A 17,494-nucleotide genomic window follows, 5' to 3' on the forward strand; every position below is an offset into this window, starting at 1 on the left:
TCAGGACGCCCAGACGCCGGTGATGTCCTTGGCGGAGGCCGCGTTGCCGGCGTGCGTGGCCAGACCCTGGGTGTCCTCCAGGGTGCGCAGCAGGTCGTAGTGGTTGTACGTGGTCGACGAACTCGACCCGGCCGTCACCGGCTGCCCGTACAGCACGGTCGGGATCCGGTTGCCGCTGAGCCGGTTGTCCTCGTCGAAGGTGACGACGAGCAGGCTGTCGTGGGTCCTGGCCCAGGTCGCGTACGCGCCCAGGTTGTTCTTCAGCCAGGTGTCACCGGAGGACACCGAGCAGTCGTGCATGTCGCTGCACAGGTCGGGGACCACGAACGACAGCTGGGGCAGCGTCGAGTAGTCCGTCGGGAACTGGGCGAACGTCTTCGCGCTCGACGTCGGTACGTTGCCGAACCCGAACCACGGGTTGTGCTTCCTGGCGTACCTGCCGCTGCTGCACGTCGTCGAACCCTGGCTGGGCAGCGTCTCGTTGTAACTGGCCCAGCTGCGTCCGGCGGCCAGCTGCTCGGAGGCCAGGTTCGGTGCGGACGAGAAGCCCGGCGTGTAGCAGCCGTCGTCCGTGATGCCCTGCGTCGAACCGGAGAACAGGGCGAAGTAGTTGGGCTGGCTCGGGTGGGTCTCGGCGTAGGACTGGGCCAGGTTGGCGCCGCCGGACTTCAGCGAGTTGATGTAGGGGGCGCTGGAGGAGCCGATGACCTGGCTGTACGCGTGGTTCTCGAAGACCACGACGACCACGTGGTCGGGCCTGGGCACGGTGCCCGCGGCGTGCGCGGACTCGCCGCCGAGCCCGGCCCACAGCCCGACCGCGGTCGCGGCGAGGGCTGTTGCGGACGCCACGGCCGTACGGGCACGGCGGTACACGGAACTGCCGGACACATCAACCTCCGGGTGGGGAGACACAGGGCTGGCGGTGCGGACAGAGCATGCACACGCCAATATTCCCGTGCCCCACGTAGGCCAACCTCGCGGGTGAAGACCGGATGAACTGCGGGTACCAGCGTCCGCATGTCAGGAATTCTCGTGGGCACTTGCGGCTGGACCGACCCCACACTGCTCAGGAGCGGCTGGTACCCACCCGGCCGGCGCGACCCCGAGGGACGCCTGCGGCACTACGCGACCCGCTTCCCCGTGGTCGAGGCGGACTCCCCGTACTACGCCCTCCCGAGCCCCCGAACCACCAGCCGCTGGACGGACCGCACTCCCGCCGGCTTCCGCTTCGACGTCAAGGCGCACGCCCTCCTCACCGGCCACCCCACCCGCCCCTCCGCCCTCCCCGCGGACCTGCGCGGCCACCCCCGGGACGAGGGCCTGCGCACCGAGGTCTGGACCCGCTACGCCGAAGCGCTCGCGCCCCTGCGCGACTCCGGCCGGCTGGGCACCCTCCTCTTCCAGTACCCGCCCTCCCTCACCCCCGGCGCCGAGGCGGAGGCGTTCATCACCGCCGCCCGCGAACGGGCCCGCGGCTGGCCCTTCGCCGTCGAGTTCCGCCACCCCGCGTGGTGGCGCACCGACCGCACGGCCGCGTTCCTCAGGGACCTGGGCGCCACCGCCGTCGCCGTGGACACCCCCCAGGGCCTGCCCACCTCCCTCCCCCCGGTCACCCCGGTGACCACCCCGCACCTCTCCCTGATCCGCTTCCACGGCCGCAGCCCGCACTGGGGCACGGGCACGAAGGAGGACCGCTTCCGCCACACCTACACCCCCGGCGAACTGAAGACCTGGCTACCCCGCGTCCGAGCCCTGTCGGAAGCCACCGACGAAGTCCACGTCCTCTTCAACAACTGCTGCGCGGACGCGGCGGCGACGGCGGCGCAGCTCATGCGGGAACTGCTGCCTCGGCAGCGCTGCCCCTAGGCTCAGCGCAGAATCAGCCACCCATGGTCTGAGCGGCGACCCAGCTGAGGGGGGCGTCTTGCCGCGGCGGCGGGCGAGGCCCCGGCGCGGCGGCCGACCGCGAGGTGCCGGCGGTGCTCCGGGGGGCCCGGGAGGCGGCCCTCCACCTCGCCGTCGACGGACCCGTCGGACTCGTACACGGTGATCTCCACCCCGCCAACGTGCTGACCGGCCCGGGCGCCCGGGCCGGTGGCGATCGACCCGCGGCCCGCCCGGGGCGACCCCGGCTTCGACGCCGTGGACCGGGTACTGCCCGGCACCGCGGACCTCACCGCACTGACGCACCGGATCGAGGAGCTGCCGGCGCTGGTTCCCGGCCAGTCCCCGGACCCCCGCCCCCACTCCGGCTAGGCTCTGACCAGGACGACCTTGATCCGAGACAAGGGGAGGCCAAGGATGACGCCGGGGCGCAGAAGCAGTACGTTCACCCGCCTGCTCCGGCACGGCTTCACCGACCCCTCCGCCGCCGAGCGTCTCCTGGACGGCCCCGAACTGACCCTCGTCCGCGACGACCCGGTCCTCCTGGAAGCCCTGGGTGCCACCGCCGACCCCGATCTCGCCCTGCAGGGCCTGGTCCGCCTGCTGGAGGCCCAGACCGCCTCGCGGAACGACACCGCGCACCGTGAACTCCTGGACACCCTGATCGCGGCCAAGCCGCTGCGCGACCGCCTCCTCGGCGTCCTCGGCGCCTCCGCCGCCCTCACCGACCACCTGGCCCGCCACCCCAGCGACTGGCAGGCCCTGGTCACCTACGAGCCCCGCGATCTCCACCCCGGCGTGGAGGAGTTCGAGCGCGGCCTGGCCGAGGCCACCGACCCCGTCTCCCTCCGCGTCGCCTACCGCCGCTGCCTGCTGTCCATCGCCGCCCGGGACGTCTGCGGCACCACCGACGTCGCCCAGACGGCGGCCGAACTCGCGGACCTGGCCACCGCCACCCTGCGCGCGGCCCTGGCCCTGGCGGAGGCCGGCGCACCCGAGGACGCGGCCGCCTGCCGCCTCGCGGTGATCGCGATGGGCAAGTGCGGCGGCCACGAACTGAACTACGTCTCCGACGTGGACGTGATCTTCGTGGCCGAGGCGGCCGAGGGCGCCACCGAGGCCAAGGCCCTGCAGGCCGCGACGAGACTCGCCTCGCACCTCATGCGGATCTGCTCCGAGACGACCGTCGAGGGCTCCATCTGGCCGGTGGACGCCAACCTGCGCCCCGAGGGCCGCAACGGCCCCCTCGTCCGCACCCTCAGCAGCCACCTCGCCTACTACCAACGCTGGGCCAAGACCTGGGAGTTCCAGGCCCTGCTCAAGGCCCGCCCGGTGGCCGGCGACCCGGACCTCGGCCTGGCGTACGTCGGCGCTCTCGAACCCCTCGTCTGGAAGGCGGCGGAGCGCGAGAACTTCGTGCCGGACGTGCAGAAGATGCGCCGCCGCGTGGTGGAGAACATCCCCCCGGCCGAGATCGAGAGAGAGCTGAAACTGGGCCCGGGCGGCCTGCGCGACGTCGAATTCGCCGTGCAGCTCCTGCAGTTGGTGCACGGCCGCACCGACCCGGGCCTGCGCAGCGGCACCACCCTCGACGCCCTCCAGGCCCTGGCCGCCGGCGGCTACGTCGGCCGCGAGGACGCCGCCCGTCTGGACGTGGCGTACCGCTTCCTGCGCTCCATGGAGCACCGGATCCAGCTCTACCGCCTGCGCCGCACCCACCTCGTCCCCGAGGCGGAGGCGGACCTGCGCCGCCTCGGCCGCTCCCTCGGCCTGCGCGCCGACCCGGTCGCCGAACTGAACCGCGAGTGGAAGCGGCACACCGGCGTCGTACGACGGCTGCACGAGAAGCTCTTCTACCGCCCGCTGCTCGACGCGGTGGCCCAGCTGGCGCCCGGCGAAGTCCGGCTGAGCCCCGAGGCGGCCCGCGAACGCCTGGTCGCCCTCGGCTACGCCGACCCGGCGGCGGCCCTGCGCCACCTCGAGGCGCTGGCCTCGGGCGTGACCCGCAAGGCGGCGATCCAGCGCACCCTGCTGCCGGTGCTGCTCGGCTGGTTCGCCGACTCGGCGGACCCGGACGCGGGCCTGCTGAACTTCCGCAAGGTCTCCGACGCCCTGGGCAAGACCCCCTGGTACCTCAGGCTCCTCAGGGACGAGGGAGCGGCGGCCGAGAACCTCGCCCGCGTCCTGTCGGCCGGCCGCCTGGCCCCCGACCTGCTGATGCGCGCCCCGGAGGCGGTGGCCCTGCTCGGCGACGGCGACGGCGGCGGACTGGAGCCCCGTGGCCGCGCCCAGCTGGAGCAGGAGATCATCGCGGCCGTCCGGCGCGCGGAGAACGCCGAGCAGGGCGTCACCGCGTCCCGTGGCGTGCGCCGCCGCGAGCTGTTCCGCACCGCCGCCGCCGACATCGTCGGCTCCTACGGCACCGAGGCGAACCCGGTGGAGGCCGATCAGGGCGCCCTGGTGGACCGGGTCGGCGCGGCCGTCTCCGACCTCACCGCGGCCACCCTCGCCGGCACCCTGCGCGCGGTGGTGCGCGGCGGCTGGGGGGACACCCTGCCCACCCGGTTCGCGATCATCGGCATGGGCCGCTTCGGCGGCCACGAACTGGGCTACGGCTCCGACGCGGACGTGCTCTTCGTGCACGAGCCGCAGGAGGGCGTGGACGAGCACGAGGCGGCCGCCGCCGCGAACAAGGTCGTCGCCGAGATGCGCCGCCTGCTGCAACTGTCCAGTGCCGACCCGCCGTTGCTCATCGACGCCGGCCTGCGCCCGGAGGGCAAGTCGGGTCCGCTGGTGCGCACCCTGAAGTCGTACGAGGCCTACTACCGCCGCTGGTCACTGGTCTGGGAGTCGCAGGCGCTGCTGCGGGCCGAGCCGGTCGCCGGCGACGAGGACCTCGGCCGCCGCTTCACCGAGCTGATCGACCCGCTGCGCTACCCGGAAAAGGGACTCGGCGACGAGGCCGTCCGCGAGATCCGCAGGCTGAAGGCCCGGATGGAGGCCGAGCGGCTGCCGCGCGGCGCCGACCCCAAGCTGCACACCAAGCTCGGCCCCGGCGGCCTCTCGGACGTCGAGTGGACCGTGCAACTGCTCCAGATGCGCCACGGCCGGCACGTGCCCGGGCTGCGTACCACCCGCACCCGTGCGGCCCTGTCCGCCGCCCACGCGGCCGGGCTGCTGTCCGCCGAGGACGCCGGGATCCTGGACGAGGCGTGGGTGCTGGCCACCCGGGTGCGCAACGCGGTCATGCTGGTGCGCGGCCGGGCCGGGGACACCTTCCCCACCGAACCGCGCGAGCTGGCGGCGGTGGGCCGCTACCTGGGGTTCGGTGCCGGGCACGCCGGGGACATGCTGGACGCCTACCGCCGCACCGCCCGCCGGGCGCGCACGGTGGTGGAGGAGCTGTTCTACGGCGACCCGGTGGCCTGAGCCGGCCGGGGCACCGGGGCCGGCGCGGGCCTCGGCAGCGCGTGGGGCAGGGCGCCGTACCAGCACCGGGCCACCGCGACGCCGAACGCCAGACAGAGCAGGCCGCCCAGCGCGTCCAGCCAGAAGTGGTTGGCCGTGGCGACGATCACCAGCAGGGTGGTCGCCGGATACAGCAGGCCCAGCGCCCTCGCCCACGGCACCGACGCCAGCGCGAAGATCGCCAGCCCGCACCACAGCGACCAGCCGATGTGCATCGAGGGCATCGCCGCGTACTGGTTGGACATGTGTTTCAGGTCCCCGGAGGCCATCGAGCCCCAGGTGTGGTGCACCATCACGGTGTCCACGAAGTGCCCGCCGCGCATCAGCCGGGGCGGCGCGAGCGGGAACAGATAGTAACCGAGCAGGGCCACACCCGTGGTCGCGAACAGCACCGTCCGGGCCGCCGCGTACCGGCCGGGATGCCATCGGTACAGCCACACCAGCACGCCCAGCGTGATGACGAAGTGCAGTGTGGCGTAGTAGTAGTTCATCCCCACGATCAGCCAAGGCGCGGAGTTCAGGGCGTGGTTGACCGACCGTTCGACGGCGACGCCCAGGTGCTGCTCGACGCTCCAGATCCAGTCCGCGTTGCGCAGCGCGGCGGCCCGCTGTTCCGGGACGGCGTTGCGGATCAGTGAGTACGTCCAGTAACTGACCGCGATCAGAAGGATCTCGAACCACAGCCGGGGCCGCCGTGGGCGCCGCAGCCGGCCCAGCACGCCCCTTCCGACCTCGCCCGTGACGGTCCGCGGATCGGCCACCTCCTCGCGACCTTCCGGCTCTGTCACGGTCGAGTCACTCATAGGCATCAAGTCTGCCAGACACGGCTTCCTCGACCGATCATCCCAAGGTCGGGTTCGCCGTGCACCTTCTACGACGTACGGACGACGTGCGGCGCCGAGGCGGTCGAACCGCGCACCACCAGCTCCGGCATGAACACGAATTCACTGTGCGGTGCCGGCGTCCCGCCGATCTCCTCCAGCAACGTGCGCACCGCGGCCTGGCCCATCGCCGGCACCGGCTTGCGCACCGTGGTCAGCGGAGGGTCGGTGAACGCGATCAGCGGGGAGTCGTCGAAGCCGACGACCGACACGTCCCGGGGCACCTCGAGGCCCCGCTGCCGGGCCGCCCGTATCGCGCCCAGGGCCATCATGTCGCTGGCGCAGACCACCGCCGTGCAGCCCCGCTCGATCAGCGCGGCCGCGGCCGCCTGACCGCCCTCCAGCGTGTACAGCGAGTGCTGGACCAGCTCGGCCTCCACGTTCTCCGCGGCCGGCCCCAGCTGGTCCTGCACCGCGCGCACGAAACCCTCGATCTTGCGCTGCACCGGCACGAACCGCTTCGGTCCGAGCGCGAGCCCGATCCGGGTGTGCCCCAGCGACACCAGATGGGTCACGGCGAGGGACATCGCCGCCCGGTCGTCGGGGGAGATGAAGGGCGCCTGCACCTTCGGCGAGAACCCGTCCACCAGCACGAACGGCACGCCCCGCGCCCGCAGCCGCTCGTAGCGCTGCATGTCCGCGGTGGTGTCGGCGTGCAGCCCGGAGACGTAGATGATCCCCGCGACCCCGCGGTCCACCAGCATCTCCGTCAGCTCGTCCTCGGTCGACCCGCCCGGGGTCTGCGTGGCGAGCACCGGTGTGTAGCCCTGGCGGGTCAGCGCCTGGCCGATGACCTGCGCCAGGGCCGGGAATATCGGGTTCTCCAGCTCGGGCGTGATGAGGCCCACCAGGCCCTCGCTGCGCTGCCGCAGCCGGACCGGGCGCTCGTAGCCGAGCACGTCCAGCGCGGCGAGCACGGACTGGCGGGTGGTGGCGGCGACGCCCGGCTTCCCGTTGAGGACCCGGCTGACAGTCGCTTCGCTCACCCCCGCCTGCGCAGCGATGTCGGCAAGCCGTGTGGTCACGGCACTGGACTGTACCGGTCGCCTGCCCCCTTGCACACCGGCCGGACGCCGGGCGCGGGCGGGCGAAGAGCCTGCCGTGGGTTGCTGCCTCATCGCGCTCCCTCGGTTTCATGGTGGCAAGAGCTTGCAGAGTCTTGCACAAGTGCCGTCCTCGCCGCTCAGTGGCGCCACCGCGCGGTTGCGGGACGGTCGACGCCCGGTCACGGCCGGGTAACCGTTGTGTTGCCTTGCACTTTTTTTCTGCAAGGTCTTTCGCAGCGCTTACATGGCTGTTACGTTCCTGGTCGCCCGGCCGCCGCAACGGCGCAGTCGGCAAGACGGCGGGGACGGCGGACGGGGCCGCTCCTGCAGCACACGGGCTCAACCCTCAAGGAGAACTCATGCGGCGTGGCATAGCGGCCTCCGCGCTGGTGGCGTCCCTCGCCCTCACGGCGACGGCCTGCGGCGGGAGCGACGACGACAGCGGAAAGTCGGACGGCCCGGTCACCATCACCTGGTGGGACACCTCCAACGCCACCAATGAGGCACCGACGTACCAGGCCCTGATCAAGAAGTTCGAGGCCGCCAACAAGAACGTCAAGGTCAAGTACGTCAACGTCCCCTTCGACCAGGCGCAGAACAAGTTCGACACGGCCGCCGGCGCCAAGGGCGCCCCGGACGTGCTGCGCTCCGAGGTGGGCTGGACCCCCGCCTTCGCCAAGAAGGGCTTCTTCCTGCCGCTGGACGGCACCGAGGCCCTCGCCGACCAGGCGAAGTTCCAGCCCAGCCTGATCAAGCAGGCGCAGTACGAGGGCAAGACGTACGGCGTGCCGCTGGTCACCGACACCCTCGCCCTGGTCTACAACAAGGCCCTGTTCAAGAAGGCCGGCATCACAGAGGCCCCCAGGACGTGGGACGAGCTGAAGGCGGACGCGGCCAAGGTCCAGACCAAGGCGAAGGTCGACGGCTACTGGGGCTCCACCCAGGCCTACTACGCCCAGACCTTCCTCTACGGCGAGGGCGCCGACACCGTCGACGCCTCCGCCAAGAAGATCACCGTGAACTCGGCCGCCGCGAAGAAGGGCTACGCCACCTGGCTGAGCACGTTCTCCGGCAAGGGCCTGCACAAGGCGGACACCACCGCCGACGCCTACGCCCACATCCAGGACGCGTTCGTCAACGGCAAGGTCGCCGCGATCATCCAGGGCCCCTGGGAGATCACGAACTTCTACAAGGGCAGCGCCTTCAAGGACAAGTCCAACCTCGGCATCGCCACCGTCCCGGCCGGCTCCGCCGGCAAGGCGGGCGCCCCGACCGGCGGCCACAACCTCTCGGTCTACGCCGGCTCGGACCAGGCCCACCAGGCCGCGGCCCTGAAGTTCGTCAAGTTCATGACCTCGGCGAAGTCCCAGGAGGCCATCGCCCTGAAGAACTCCACGCTGCCCACCCGTGACGACGCCTACACCGCCCAGGTGAAGGCCGACCCGGGCATCGCCGGCTACCAGGGTGTCCTGGCCGCCGCCCAGCCCCGCCCGGCGCTGCCCGAGTACAGCTCCCTGTGGGGTCCGCTGGACAGCGAGCTGCCCAAGATCGCGGGTGGCAAGGAGTCGCTGGACAAGGGCCTGAGCAACGCCGAGCTGGCGATCGCCAAGCTGGTGCCCGACTTCAGCAAGTGACCCCCGCGTGGCCGTCGGATCCCCTTCTCGGAGGGGGGAGGGATCCGGCGGCCACCGGCCTGTACCCCGGCCCAACCCCTGAACTCTTCTCGAAGGTGTCGAACCATGACAGTCGCCATCGACCGCGCGACCGGCAAGCGCCGCGGTGACCGCGCGCCTCGTCCCGGGCTGGGGCAGCGCATCAGGAACGGCTACCAGAAGCACTGGTACGCGTACGCCATGGTCGCCCCGGTCGCCGTCGTGCTCGGCGTCCTGGTCCTCTACCCGCTGGTGTACGGCCTCTACCTGACGCTCACCGACGCCAACAGCCTCAACACCGCGCGTACGATCGGCGTCAACCACATCGACGCCACCTACAAGTTCATCGGGCTCGACAACTACCAGGACATCCTGTTCGGCCCGACGGCGTACGACCGCTTCTGGTCGCACTTCATCTGGACGATCGTGTGGACCGCGCTCTGCGTCGCGCTGCACTACTGCATCGGTCTGGGACTCGCGCTGCTGCTCAACCAGAAGCTGCGCGGCCGTACCCTCTACCGGCTGCTCCTGGTCCTGCCGTGGGCCGTGCCCACCTTCGTCACCGTCTTCGGCTGGCGCTTCATGCTCGCCGACGGCGGCGTCATCAACTCCGCCCTCGACGCGCTGCACCTGCCGGCGCCGCTGTGGCTGGAGGACACGTTCTGGCAGCGGTTCGCCGCGATCATGGTCAACACCTGGTGCGGTGTGCCGTTCATGATGGTCTCCCTGCTCGGCGGCCTGCAGTCCATCGACGCCTCCCTCTACGAGGCCGCCGAGATGGACGGCGCGAGCGCCTGGCAGCGCTTCCGGTACGTCACGCTGCCCGGCCTGAGGTCGGTCAGCTCCACCGTCGTCCTGCTGGGCATCATCTGGACCTTCAACCAGTTCGCGGTCATCTTCCTGCTGTTCGGCGACACCGCCCCCGACGCGCAGATCCTCGTGACCTGGGCCTACTACCTGGGCTTCGGACAGCAGCCGCGTGACTTCGCGCAGTCGGCCGCCTACGGCATCCTGCTGCTGGCCATCCTGATCGTCTTCACCTCGTTCTACCGCCGCTGGCTGAACCGCAACGAGCAGCAGCTCGCGATCTGAGGCAGGAGTTCCCATGACCACGACCACTGCCGAGACGTCCGGCACGGTGACCGGGCAGCGACCGGCGCCGGCCCCCCGCGGGACCCGGCGCGGCGAGCGCGGACCGCTCGCGTCACTCGCCTCCCACGGCCTTCTCATCGTCGCGAGCCTGATCGCGCTCTTCCCCATCGCCTGGCTGGTCTTCCTCTCCCTCGGCCCGGACAAGGACGACTACCTGCACCCCGGCGGCATCTGGCACAAGATGACGTTCAGCAACTACTCGTTCGTGCTGCGGCACACCGGCTTCTTCGACTGGATGAAGAGCTCGCTGATCGTCTCGCTGGGCACCACGGTCATCGGCGTCCTCGTCGCCGCGACCACCGGGTACGCCGTCTCCCGCATGCGCTTCCCCGGCTACCGGAAGTTCATGTGGGTGCTGCTGGTCACCCAGATGTTCCCGATCGCCGTTCTCATCGTGCCGATGTACCAGATCCTGTCGGACCTGCAGCTCATCGACAGCTACCTCGGCCTGATCCTGGTGTACTGCTCCACGGCCGTCCCCTACAGCGCCTGGCTGCTCAAGGGCTACTTCGACACGATCCCGTTCGAGATCGACGAGGCGGGACGGGTCGACGGCCTCAGCCCGTTCGGCACCTTCTTCCGGCTGATCCTGCCGCTCGCCAAGCCGGGTCTCGCGGTGGCCGCCTTCTACAACTTCATCACCGCCTTCGGCGAGGTGGCCTTCGCCTCGACGTTCATGCTGGACGACAGCAAGTACACGTTCGCCGTCGGCCTGCAGAGCTTCGTCAGCGAGCACGACGCCCAGCGCAACCTGATGGCCGCCACCGCCGTGCTGGTCGCGATACCCGTGTCCGCGTTCTTCTACCTCGTGCAGAAGAACCTGGTGACCGGTCTCACCGCGGGCGGAACGAAGGGCTGACGCCCTCGCCGCAAGAGGTTCCCGCGCGCCCCAGCGCGCGGGTGGGCGGCCGCGGTGCCCCTCCGACCCCGCCGGCACCGCGGCCGCCTCGCACACCCCGGCCCGCCCCCCCCGGCCGCCGTACCCACGCGCCCATGACCAGAATTCCGTCACATCTCAAGGACGCCATGAGCCAGCAGCATCCTGCAGCCCCGGCCGACCACTCCACCGTCGCCACCGTCGCCGACCGCCGCCGCGACTGGTGGCGGGACGCGGTCATCTACCAGGTCTATCCGCGCAGCTTCGCCGACAGCAACGGCGACGGCATGGGCGACCTGGAGGGCGTGCGCTCCCGCCTGCCCTACCTCCGCGACCTCGGTGCCGACGCCGTGTGGCTCAGCCCCTTCTACGCCTCCCCGCAGGCCGACGCCGGTTACGACGTCGCCGACTACCGTGCCGTCGACCCCATGTTCGGCAACCTGCTCGACGCCGACGCGCTGATCCGCGACGCACACGAGCTGGGCCTGCGCATCATCGTCGACCTGGTCCCCAACCACTCCTCCGACCAGCACGAGTGGTTCAAGCGCGCCCTCGCCGAGGGCCCCGGCTCCCCGCTGCGCGAGCGCTACCACTTCCGCCCCGGCAAGGGGAAGAACGGCGAACTGCCGCCCAACGACTGGGAGTCCATCTTCGGCGGCCCCGCCTGGACCCGGGTCACCGAGCCCGACGGCACGCCCGGCGAGTGGTACCTGCACCTCTTCGCCCCCGAGCAGCCCGACTTCAACTGGCAACACCCGGCCGTCGGTGACGAGTTCCGCTCCATCCTGCGCTTCTGGCTGGACATGGGCGTGGACGGCTTCCGCATCGACGTGGCCCACGGCCTGGTGAAGGCCGACGGCCTGCCCGACCTCGGCGACCACGACCAGCTGAAGCTGCTGGGCAACGATGTCATGCCGTTCTTCGACCAGGACGGCGTGCACGCCATCTACCGCCAGTGGCGCACGATCCTCGACGAGTACGCGGGCGAGCGGATCTTCGTCGCGGAGGCCTGGACGCCGACCGTCGAGCGCACCGCCAACTACGTCCGCCCGGACGAGCTCCACCAGGCCTTCAACTTCCAGTACCTCGCGACGGAGTGGGACGCCGGGGAACTCCGTACGGTCATCGACCGCACCCTGGAGGCCATGCGCCCGGTCGGCGCCCCGGCCACCTGGGTCCTGTCGAACCACGACGTCACCCGGCACGCCACCCGCTTCGCCAACCCGCCGGGCCTCGGCACCCAGATCCGCACCGCGGGCGACCGCGAGCTGGGCCTGCGCCGCGCCCGGGCGGCCACCCTGCTGATGCTGGCGCTGCCCGGCTCGGCGTACATCTACCAGGGCGAGGAACTGGGCCTGCCCGACGTGGTGGACCTGCCCGACGAGGTGCGCCAGGACCCGGCGTACTTCCGGGGCGCCGGACAGGACGGCTTCCGTGACGGCTGCCGGGTGCCGATCCCCTGGACCCGTACGGGCATCTCGTACGGCTTCGGCGGCGGCGGCAGCTGGCTGCCGCAGCCGGCGGGCTGGGCCGAACTGAGCGTCCAGGCGCAGACCGGGGCGGCCGGCTCGACGCTGGAGCTGTACCGGGCGGCGCTCGCCGCCCGCCGGTCGCAGCCGGACCTCGGCGCGGGTGACGCGGTGGAGTGGCTGCGGGCGCCGGAGGGCGTCCTGGCCTTCCGGCGGGGCGCGTTCGTGTGCGTCACGAACACCACGGGGGAGTCGGTGACGACCCCGGCCTACGGCCGCGTCCTGCTCACCAGCGGCGAGGTGAGCGAGGTCGACGGCGAGGCGAAGCTGCCGGCGGACACCACCGTCTGGTGGTCCACGCAGGACTGATTCCCGGACGGCGTACGGCACTTCCGGATGTTCTCGCATCAACTTCACACCGGCCCGCTGCCTTTCCGGCAGCGGGCCTTTAACATCTGCGTCACCGCAAGTTTGCTGAAAAGTTGCAGCAAGCTCCTTCAACGTCGAAGGACCCCACATGGCACGCAGAACCCTCCCCATGGCGGTCGCCCTCACGGCCGCCGCCCTGATTGGCATGAACCCGACCAGCGCCGAGGCCTCCCCGCCCGGCACCAAGGACGTCACCGCCGTCCTGTTCGAGTGGAACTACGCCTCGGTGGCCAAGGAGTGCGCCACCACCCTCGGCCCGGCCGGCTACGGCTACGTCCAGGTCTCCCCGCCCGCCGAGCACATACAGGGCGCGCAGTGGTGGACGTCGTACCAGCCGGTGTCGTACCGGATCGCGGGCCGGCTCGGCGACCGCACGGCGTTCCGGAACATGGTGAACGCCTGCCACGCGGCCGGTGTGAAGGTCGTGGCCGACACGGTCGTCAACCACATGGCGTCGGGCTCCGGCACCGGCACCGGCGGCTCGTCGTACACCAAGTACGACTACCCGGGCCTGTACTCGTCCTACGACTTCGACGACTGCACCTCCCAGGTGTCGAACTACGCCGACCGCTGGAACGTCCAGCACTGCGAACTCGTCGGCCTGGCCGACCTCGACACCGGCGAGGAGTACGTCCGCAAGACGATCGCCGGCTATCTGAACGACCTGCTGAGCCTCGGCGTGGACGGCTTCCGCATCGACGCGGCCAAACACATCCCGGCCGGGGACCTGGCGAACGTCAAGAGCCGTCTGACGAACCCCGGCGCCTACTGGAAGCAGGAGGTCATCTACGGCGCGAACGAGGCGGTCCAGCCCTCCGAGTACACCGGCGACGGGGACGTCCAGGAGTTCCGCTACGCCTACGACCTCAAGCGCGTCTTCACCGCCGAGAAGCTCGCGTACCTGAAGAACTTCGGCGAGGGCTGGGGCTATCTGAACAGCTCGGTGGCCGGTGTCTTCGTCGACAACCACGACACCGAGCGCAACGGCAGCACCCTCAACTACAAGAGCGGTGCGAACTACACCCTGGCCGACGTCTTCATGCTCGCCTGGCCCTACGGCGCCCCCGACGTCAACTCCGGCTACGAGTGGTCCGACGCGGACGCCGGGCCGCCCAACGGCGGCGGCGTCGTCGCCTGCTGGCAGGACGGCTGGAAGTGCCAGCACGCCTGGCCCGAGATCAGGTCCATGGTGGCCTTCCGCAACGCCACCCGCGGGCAGGCGGTCACCGGCTGGTGGGACAACGGCAACAACGCCATCGCGTTCGGACGGGGTACCAAGGGCTATGTGGCCATCAACCACGAGTCGTCGTCGCTGACCCGGACCTACCAGACCTCGCTGCCCGCGGGCACGTACTGCAACGTCCAGAACAACACGACGGTGGCGGTGAACTCCGGCGGACAGCTGACCGCCACCCTGGGCGCCGACACGGCCCTGGCGGTCTACGCCGGCAAGCCGAGCTGCTGATCCCGTCTCCGGGCCCGGCCGGCCACGCGGCCGGGCACCGATTCCCCCGTACGCGCGCCGCGGCCCGTGGCCGGTGGGGCCGACCGGAGCAGTCCGCATGCGCGGGCCGGGCCGGCGTTCGACGCTGACTTCATGAGCATGCGCCCGTGGGTCACCGTCGAGGCACCGGACGGTCGTGGTCTTCGCGCGGTCACCGTGGGCGGCAGGACCGTGGGCAGTGCCTGGTCGCTGCGCGAACTGCGGAAGATGCTGAACCGCCTCGGTCACCCGGACGTGGACGTCCAGGACCCGGCATCCGTGTACTGGCGCGGCGGTGACAGCGCCACCTGGCCGGACCGGGCCTGGAGAAGACGCGTGACCGTCGTCCTCATGACGGCGGGACTGCTCGCGTCGGCGGCCCTCAACGCGGTGATCGGGTGGCCGGACGCCTCGGGCGCCCTCACGTTCGCGCAGCGGATGACCGGGGCCCTGTTCGTCCTGTCCGGTGCGGTGCAGCTCGGAGCGGCGGTGCTCGTCCCCGATCACTGGGGAAGACGGCAGCTCCAGGTTTCCGGGGCCGTCGTCCTGCTCGGTGTCCTCATCGCGGTGGCCACGGACACCCTTCTCCTGGTGATGTGGCTGGACGAGACACAGTACACGCCTTACATGCTGGCCTTCATGCCCCTCTGGTGTTGGTCCTTGTGGGCGCTTTACCTGCTGATTCGCGAGAAATCCTGGAAGGCGGTTCCGACACCCAGGCGATTCGCGGCCGGAGTGTTCGTCTCGGCGCTCCTGACCACGGTCAGCCTGGCCTACTCGACCCTGTACCAACCCGCCGTGGCTCCCATGCGCTTCGCTCTGAAAGCGGGTTTCGGAACGGCCAGGGCGGACCGCGGACTTCCCTTCGTCCATGTTCCGCTGAAACTCTCCGTCAAAAACACCGGCGAGGTTCCGGTGTACGTCATCATCAATGACTTCACGGTCTACGGCAGGACGGCCAAGTACTCCGAGCAGGGAGACTCGCTGCGGCAGTTGCGGGAATGGGAGGAGAGTATCGACAGAAGGGACGAGGAGGACGAGGAGGCTGAGAGGTACGTCGATCACCTCGAAGCCGTACCCATCAGCAGCGGGCGGTTCTATCCGCCCGGCAGAGTGCTCGGCAGTGGTCAGGAGGACACTCTGGTGCATGTCTTCCAGATGCCCCGAAACGTGAAGTACGACCTGCTGCACGTCGACCTTCAGATCACGTACATGAGAAAAGACCGGGGATGGATCGACGTGGAGGATTTCCAGGATCCGCACCCGTCGTGGGAGAAGGGGACCGAGTACTACTGCCATCCGTCGGTGTGCGGGGAGAAGCTCATTTTCCAGGGGCTGCTACGCCACAACAACAACCTGATCAACGTGACGCGCGGACCGCACTACGTGAGAGCGGCCTGGTACGTGGACGGCCCTCCGGAATACTCCGTCTCTTCCCGCGGCTCCCCGGCCGGGAGTGCTGATCCTGCCGAAGTGAAGAAGGATATCGAGAGATTCGACGTTTCCACGGTGAACGCCTCTTCGGAGATCTCTGTCGCGGAGCTGCTGAAGTCTATGCCTTCTCCTCGGCCATCCTGACCCAGGATCCCGACTCCACCCCGGACTTCTCGTCGAGCTGCAGAGCCGCCCGCAGGCAGTGCAGCCCCGGCCTGCCGAGGGTCGCGAAGAGCTCGTTCGCCGGCACGGCGTCGGCTAGCCGGGGGACGAGACGCTTGATTTCCAGTGGGGCGTCGGACATCTCGGCGTTCTGCAACTGGACGGTGACGTCGAGGTCGGCGTTCCGTGTCTCTTCCGACTTCCAGTAGTCGTTGACGCCTTCGGTTCTCCACTCCCCGGGTATCACCGTCCGCAGGTCCCGCGTGAGGGTATCGACCGGGACGGAATCGAAGACGGCGTTCGTGCACACCGCGGCGGCCTCGGAGAGCGGTACGTCCGGCAGGCCCTGCGCGGAGGCGGCTTCTTCCTGCTTCTTCTTCATCCGGGCGATCTGCTCGTCCGACTCGCTCCGATCCCGCAGAGACGCACTCGCGTCGTACGTGACCTGTGCGAGTTCCTTTCTCTTCCCGTGGGGCGTGCCCGGGTCGCTGATGGTGGCCGCCGCCGTGGCCACCGCACGGATGTCATCGGCCGCCGGGCCCTGCATTCCGGCGTGGCGGTTCACGTTGGAGAGGAGGTTGCCCACGATCCCGGCCAGCTGTCCCCTCAGTTCCCGTGGCGTCCCGCGGTCGCCGATCATCGGCATGACGGATGCCGACCTCTCCGCGATCAAGGTGATCGCGCGCCGCTCCTCGGGTGGTGTCCCCGGCCGGTTGGCCGCGTTCAGTGTCGCGGTCACCTGCTTCACCAGCCCGGTCAGCTGACCCCGTGTCGCGTCGGGGGTCCCGGGGGCGCCGATCACATCCAGTGCGGCGCTCACCGTCCGTGCGGTCCGGATGGTCCCGTCCCGCACCTGCGGCGGGGTCTGCGGGTTCTGCATCGCCTCCAGGGTGGCGGTCAGTCGGTCCACGCCGGGAGCCAGCGTCTCGGGGACCTCCCCCTTCCTGCGGCTCAAGTCCGCCGTCACTCTGTCGAGTTCCAGCTTCTGCTGGTGCGGCTGCTGGGGCGGCGGGGGGCTGGGCGTCGACGTGTTCGACCCGGTCCGGTCCGGCGTCGTCGGTGAAGGCGCCGGCCCGGACGGCGTCGCGGACGGCGTCGCGGAGGGTGTCGCCGAGGGCGGCGCAGGGGGTGGCGTGGAGGCCGGCGCGGGTGTGTGAGGCGTGGGTGCCGGGGGCGGAGGCGTGGGTGAGGGGGACGTCCACCGTGCGGGCACGTCCGCTCCGGCCTCGTCGCCGAGCTGAGGTGCCGGCGTGGCGGTCGCTGCGCCCGCGGGCAACGCGAGCGCCGCGGCCAGGGCGGACGCACTCGTCATGCGGGAGAGATGTCGCCGGAGGGTTCTGGCCATCAGGGATCCAGAGGGGCTCGGTGCCGCCCTGTCCGGCGCGGACAGCGGGCGTCGGGGACGGTGGGGACGGTGGGGCGGTTCCGCCGTACGCCGGCGCGGTGCCCGGGTCTGATCCCGCACCGCTCACAGTGCCACCGCCGTCGCAGCCGCCCCCCAATGTCCACGTTCACTCCGCAGCCGGTGGGCCGCAACCCGGGCCACTCGGGGCCATG

14 protein-coding genes are annotated in these 17,494 nt (G+C 70.7%); 10 read left to right on the forward strand and 4 right to left on the reverse strand.

Annotation, left to right across the window (positions count from 1 at the left end):
* Positions 1 to 888 (reverse strand): alkaline phosphatase family protein, encoded by an 888-nt coding sequence (locus ACGFT2_RS30400; RefSeq protein ID WP_393284378.1) that lies wholly within the window; start codon positions 886 to 888, stop codon positions 1 to 3.
* 129 nt (positions 889 to 1,017) lie between these two features.
* On the opposite strand from ACGFT2_RS30400, the gene ACGFT2_RS30405 reads away from it, so the two are divergent.
* The 3 genes from ACGFT2_RS30405 (at position 1,018) to ACGFT2_RS30415 (ending at position 5,313) form a co-directional block, all read left to right on the forward strand.
* Entirely contained in the window at positions 1,018 to 1,866 is an 849-nt protein-coding gene (locus tag ACGFT2_RS30405; protein ID WP_393284381.1) for a DUF72 domain-containing protein, read from the forward strand.
* Between the two features lie 228 nt (positions 1,867 to 2,094).
* Positions 2,095 to 2,256: a hypothetical protein gene (locus tag ACGFT2_RS30410; protein ID WP_393284384.1), complete on the forward strand. Its 162-nt coding sequence runs from the start codon at positions 2,095 to 2,097 to the stop codon at positions 2,254 to 2,256.
* 45 nt (positions 2,257 to 2,301) lie between these two features.
* On the forward strand, positions 2,302 to 5,313 hold the full coding sequence (locus tag ACGFT2_RS30415) for a bifunctional [glutamine synthetase] adenylyltransferase/[glutamine synthetase]-adenylyl-L-tyrosine phosphorylase (RefSeq protein WP_393284387.1): 3,012 nt from the start codon (positions 2,302 to 2,304) through the stop codon (positions 5,311 to 5,313).
* Here the strand turns inward: ACGFT2_RS30415 and ACGFT2_RS30420 are convergent.
* Together ACGFT2_RS30420 and ACGFT2_RS30425 are read right to left on the reverse strand one after the other, a co-directional pair.
* Positions 5,292 to 6,155 (reverse strand): phosphatase PAP2 family protein, encoded by an 864-nt coding sequence (locus ACGFT2_RS30420; protein WP_393284390.1) that lies wholly within the window; start codon positions 6,153 to 6,155, stop codon positions 5,292 to 5,294. The genes ACGFT2_RS30415 and ACGFT2_RS30420 overlap by 22 nt on opposite strands.
* A 68-nt stretch (positions 6,156 to 6,223) precedes the next feature.
* Positions 6,224 to 7,258, reverse strand: a complete 1,035-nt coding sequence (locus ACGFT2_RS30425; RefSeq protein ID WP_393284393.1) for a LacI family DNA-binding transcriptional regulator — start codon at positions 7,256 to 7,258, stop codon at positions 6,224 to 6,226.
* A gap of 380 nt (positions 7,259 to 7,638) precedes the next feature.
* Here ACGFT2_RS30425 and ACGFT2_RS30430 point away from each other — a divergent pair, with 380 nt between their 5' ends.
* The 6 genes from ACGFT2_RS30430 (at position 7,639) to ACGFT2_RS30455 (ending at position 15,919) form a co-directional block, all read left to right on the forward strand.
* Positions 7,639 to 8,913, forward strand: a complete 1,275-nt coding sequence (locus ACGFT2_RS30430; RefSeq protein ID WP_393284396.1) for an extracellular solute-binding protein — start codon at positions 7,639 to 7,641, stop codon at positions 8,911 to 8,913.
* Between the two features lie 105 nt (positions 8,914 to 9,018).
* Positions 9,019 to 10,023, forward strand: a complete 1,005-nt coding sequence (locus ACGFT2_RS30435; protein WP_393284398.1) for a carbohydrate ABC transporter permease — start codon at positions 9,019 to 9,021, stop codon at positions 10,021 to 10,023.
* Between the two features lie 13 nt (positions 10,024 to 10,036).
* Complete coding sequence (locus ACGFT2_RS30440) at positions 10,037 to 10,942, forward strand: sugar ABC transporter permease (protein WP_393284401.1); 906 nt, start codon at positions 10,037 to 10,039, stop codon at positions 10,940 to 10,942.
* A 167-nt stretch (positions 10,943 to 11,109) separates the two neighbouring features.
* Entirely contained in the window at positions 11,110 to 12,798 is a 1,689-nt protein-coding gene (locus ACGFT2_RS30445; RefSeq protein WP_393284640.1) for a glycoside hydrolase family 13 protein, read from the forward strand.
* Between the two features lie 148 nt (positions 12,799 to 12,946).
* Complete coding sequence (locus ACGFT2_RS30450; protein WP_393284403.1) at positions 12,947 to 14,323, forward strand: alpha-amylase family protein; 1,377 nt, start codon at positions 12,947 to 12,949, stop codon at positions 14,321 to 14,323.
* A gap of 132 nt (positions 14,324 to 14,455) precedes the next feature.
* On the forward strand, positions 14,456 to 15,919 hold the full coding sequence (locus ACGFT2_RS30455; protein WP_393284406.1) for a Yip1 family protein: 1,464 nt from the start codon (positions 14,456 to 14,458) through the stop codon (positions 15,917 to 15,919).
* On the opposite strand, the gene ACGFT2_RS30460 is transcribed toward ACGFT2_RS30455, so the two are convergent.
* Positions 15,894 to 16,847: a hypothetical protein gene (locus tag ACGFT2_RS30460; protein WP_393284409.1), complete on the reverse strand. Its 954-nt coding sequence runs from the start codon at positions 16,845 to 16,847 to the stop codon at positions 15,894 to 15,896. The two genes, ACGFT2_RS30455 and ACGFT2_RS30460, sit on opposite strands and share 26 nt — an antisense overlap.
* Between ACGFT2_RS30460 and ACGFT2_RS30465 the strand changes: the two genes are divergently transcribed.
* Entirely contained in the window at positions 16,828 to 17,094 is a 267-nt protein-coding gene (locus ACGFT2_RS30465; RefSeq protein ID WP_393284412.1) for a hypothetical protein, read from the forward strand. The genes ACGFT2_RS30460 and ACGFT2_RS30465 overlap by 20 nt on opposite strands.
* Positions 17,095 to 17,494: the final 400 nt, after the last annotated feature.

The sequence above is a fragment of the Streptomyces sp. NPDC048514 genome (genome assembly GCF_043199955.1).
Lineage (GTDB): Bacteria > Actinomycetota > Actinomycetes > Streptomycetales > Streptomycetaceae > Streptomyces.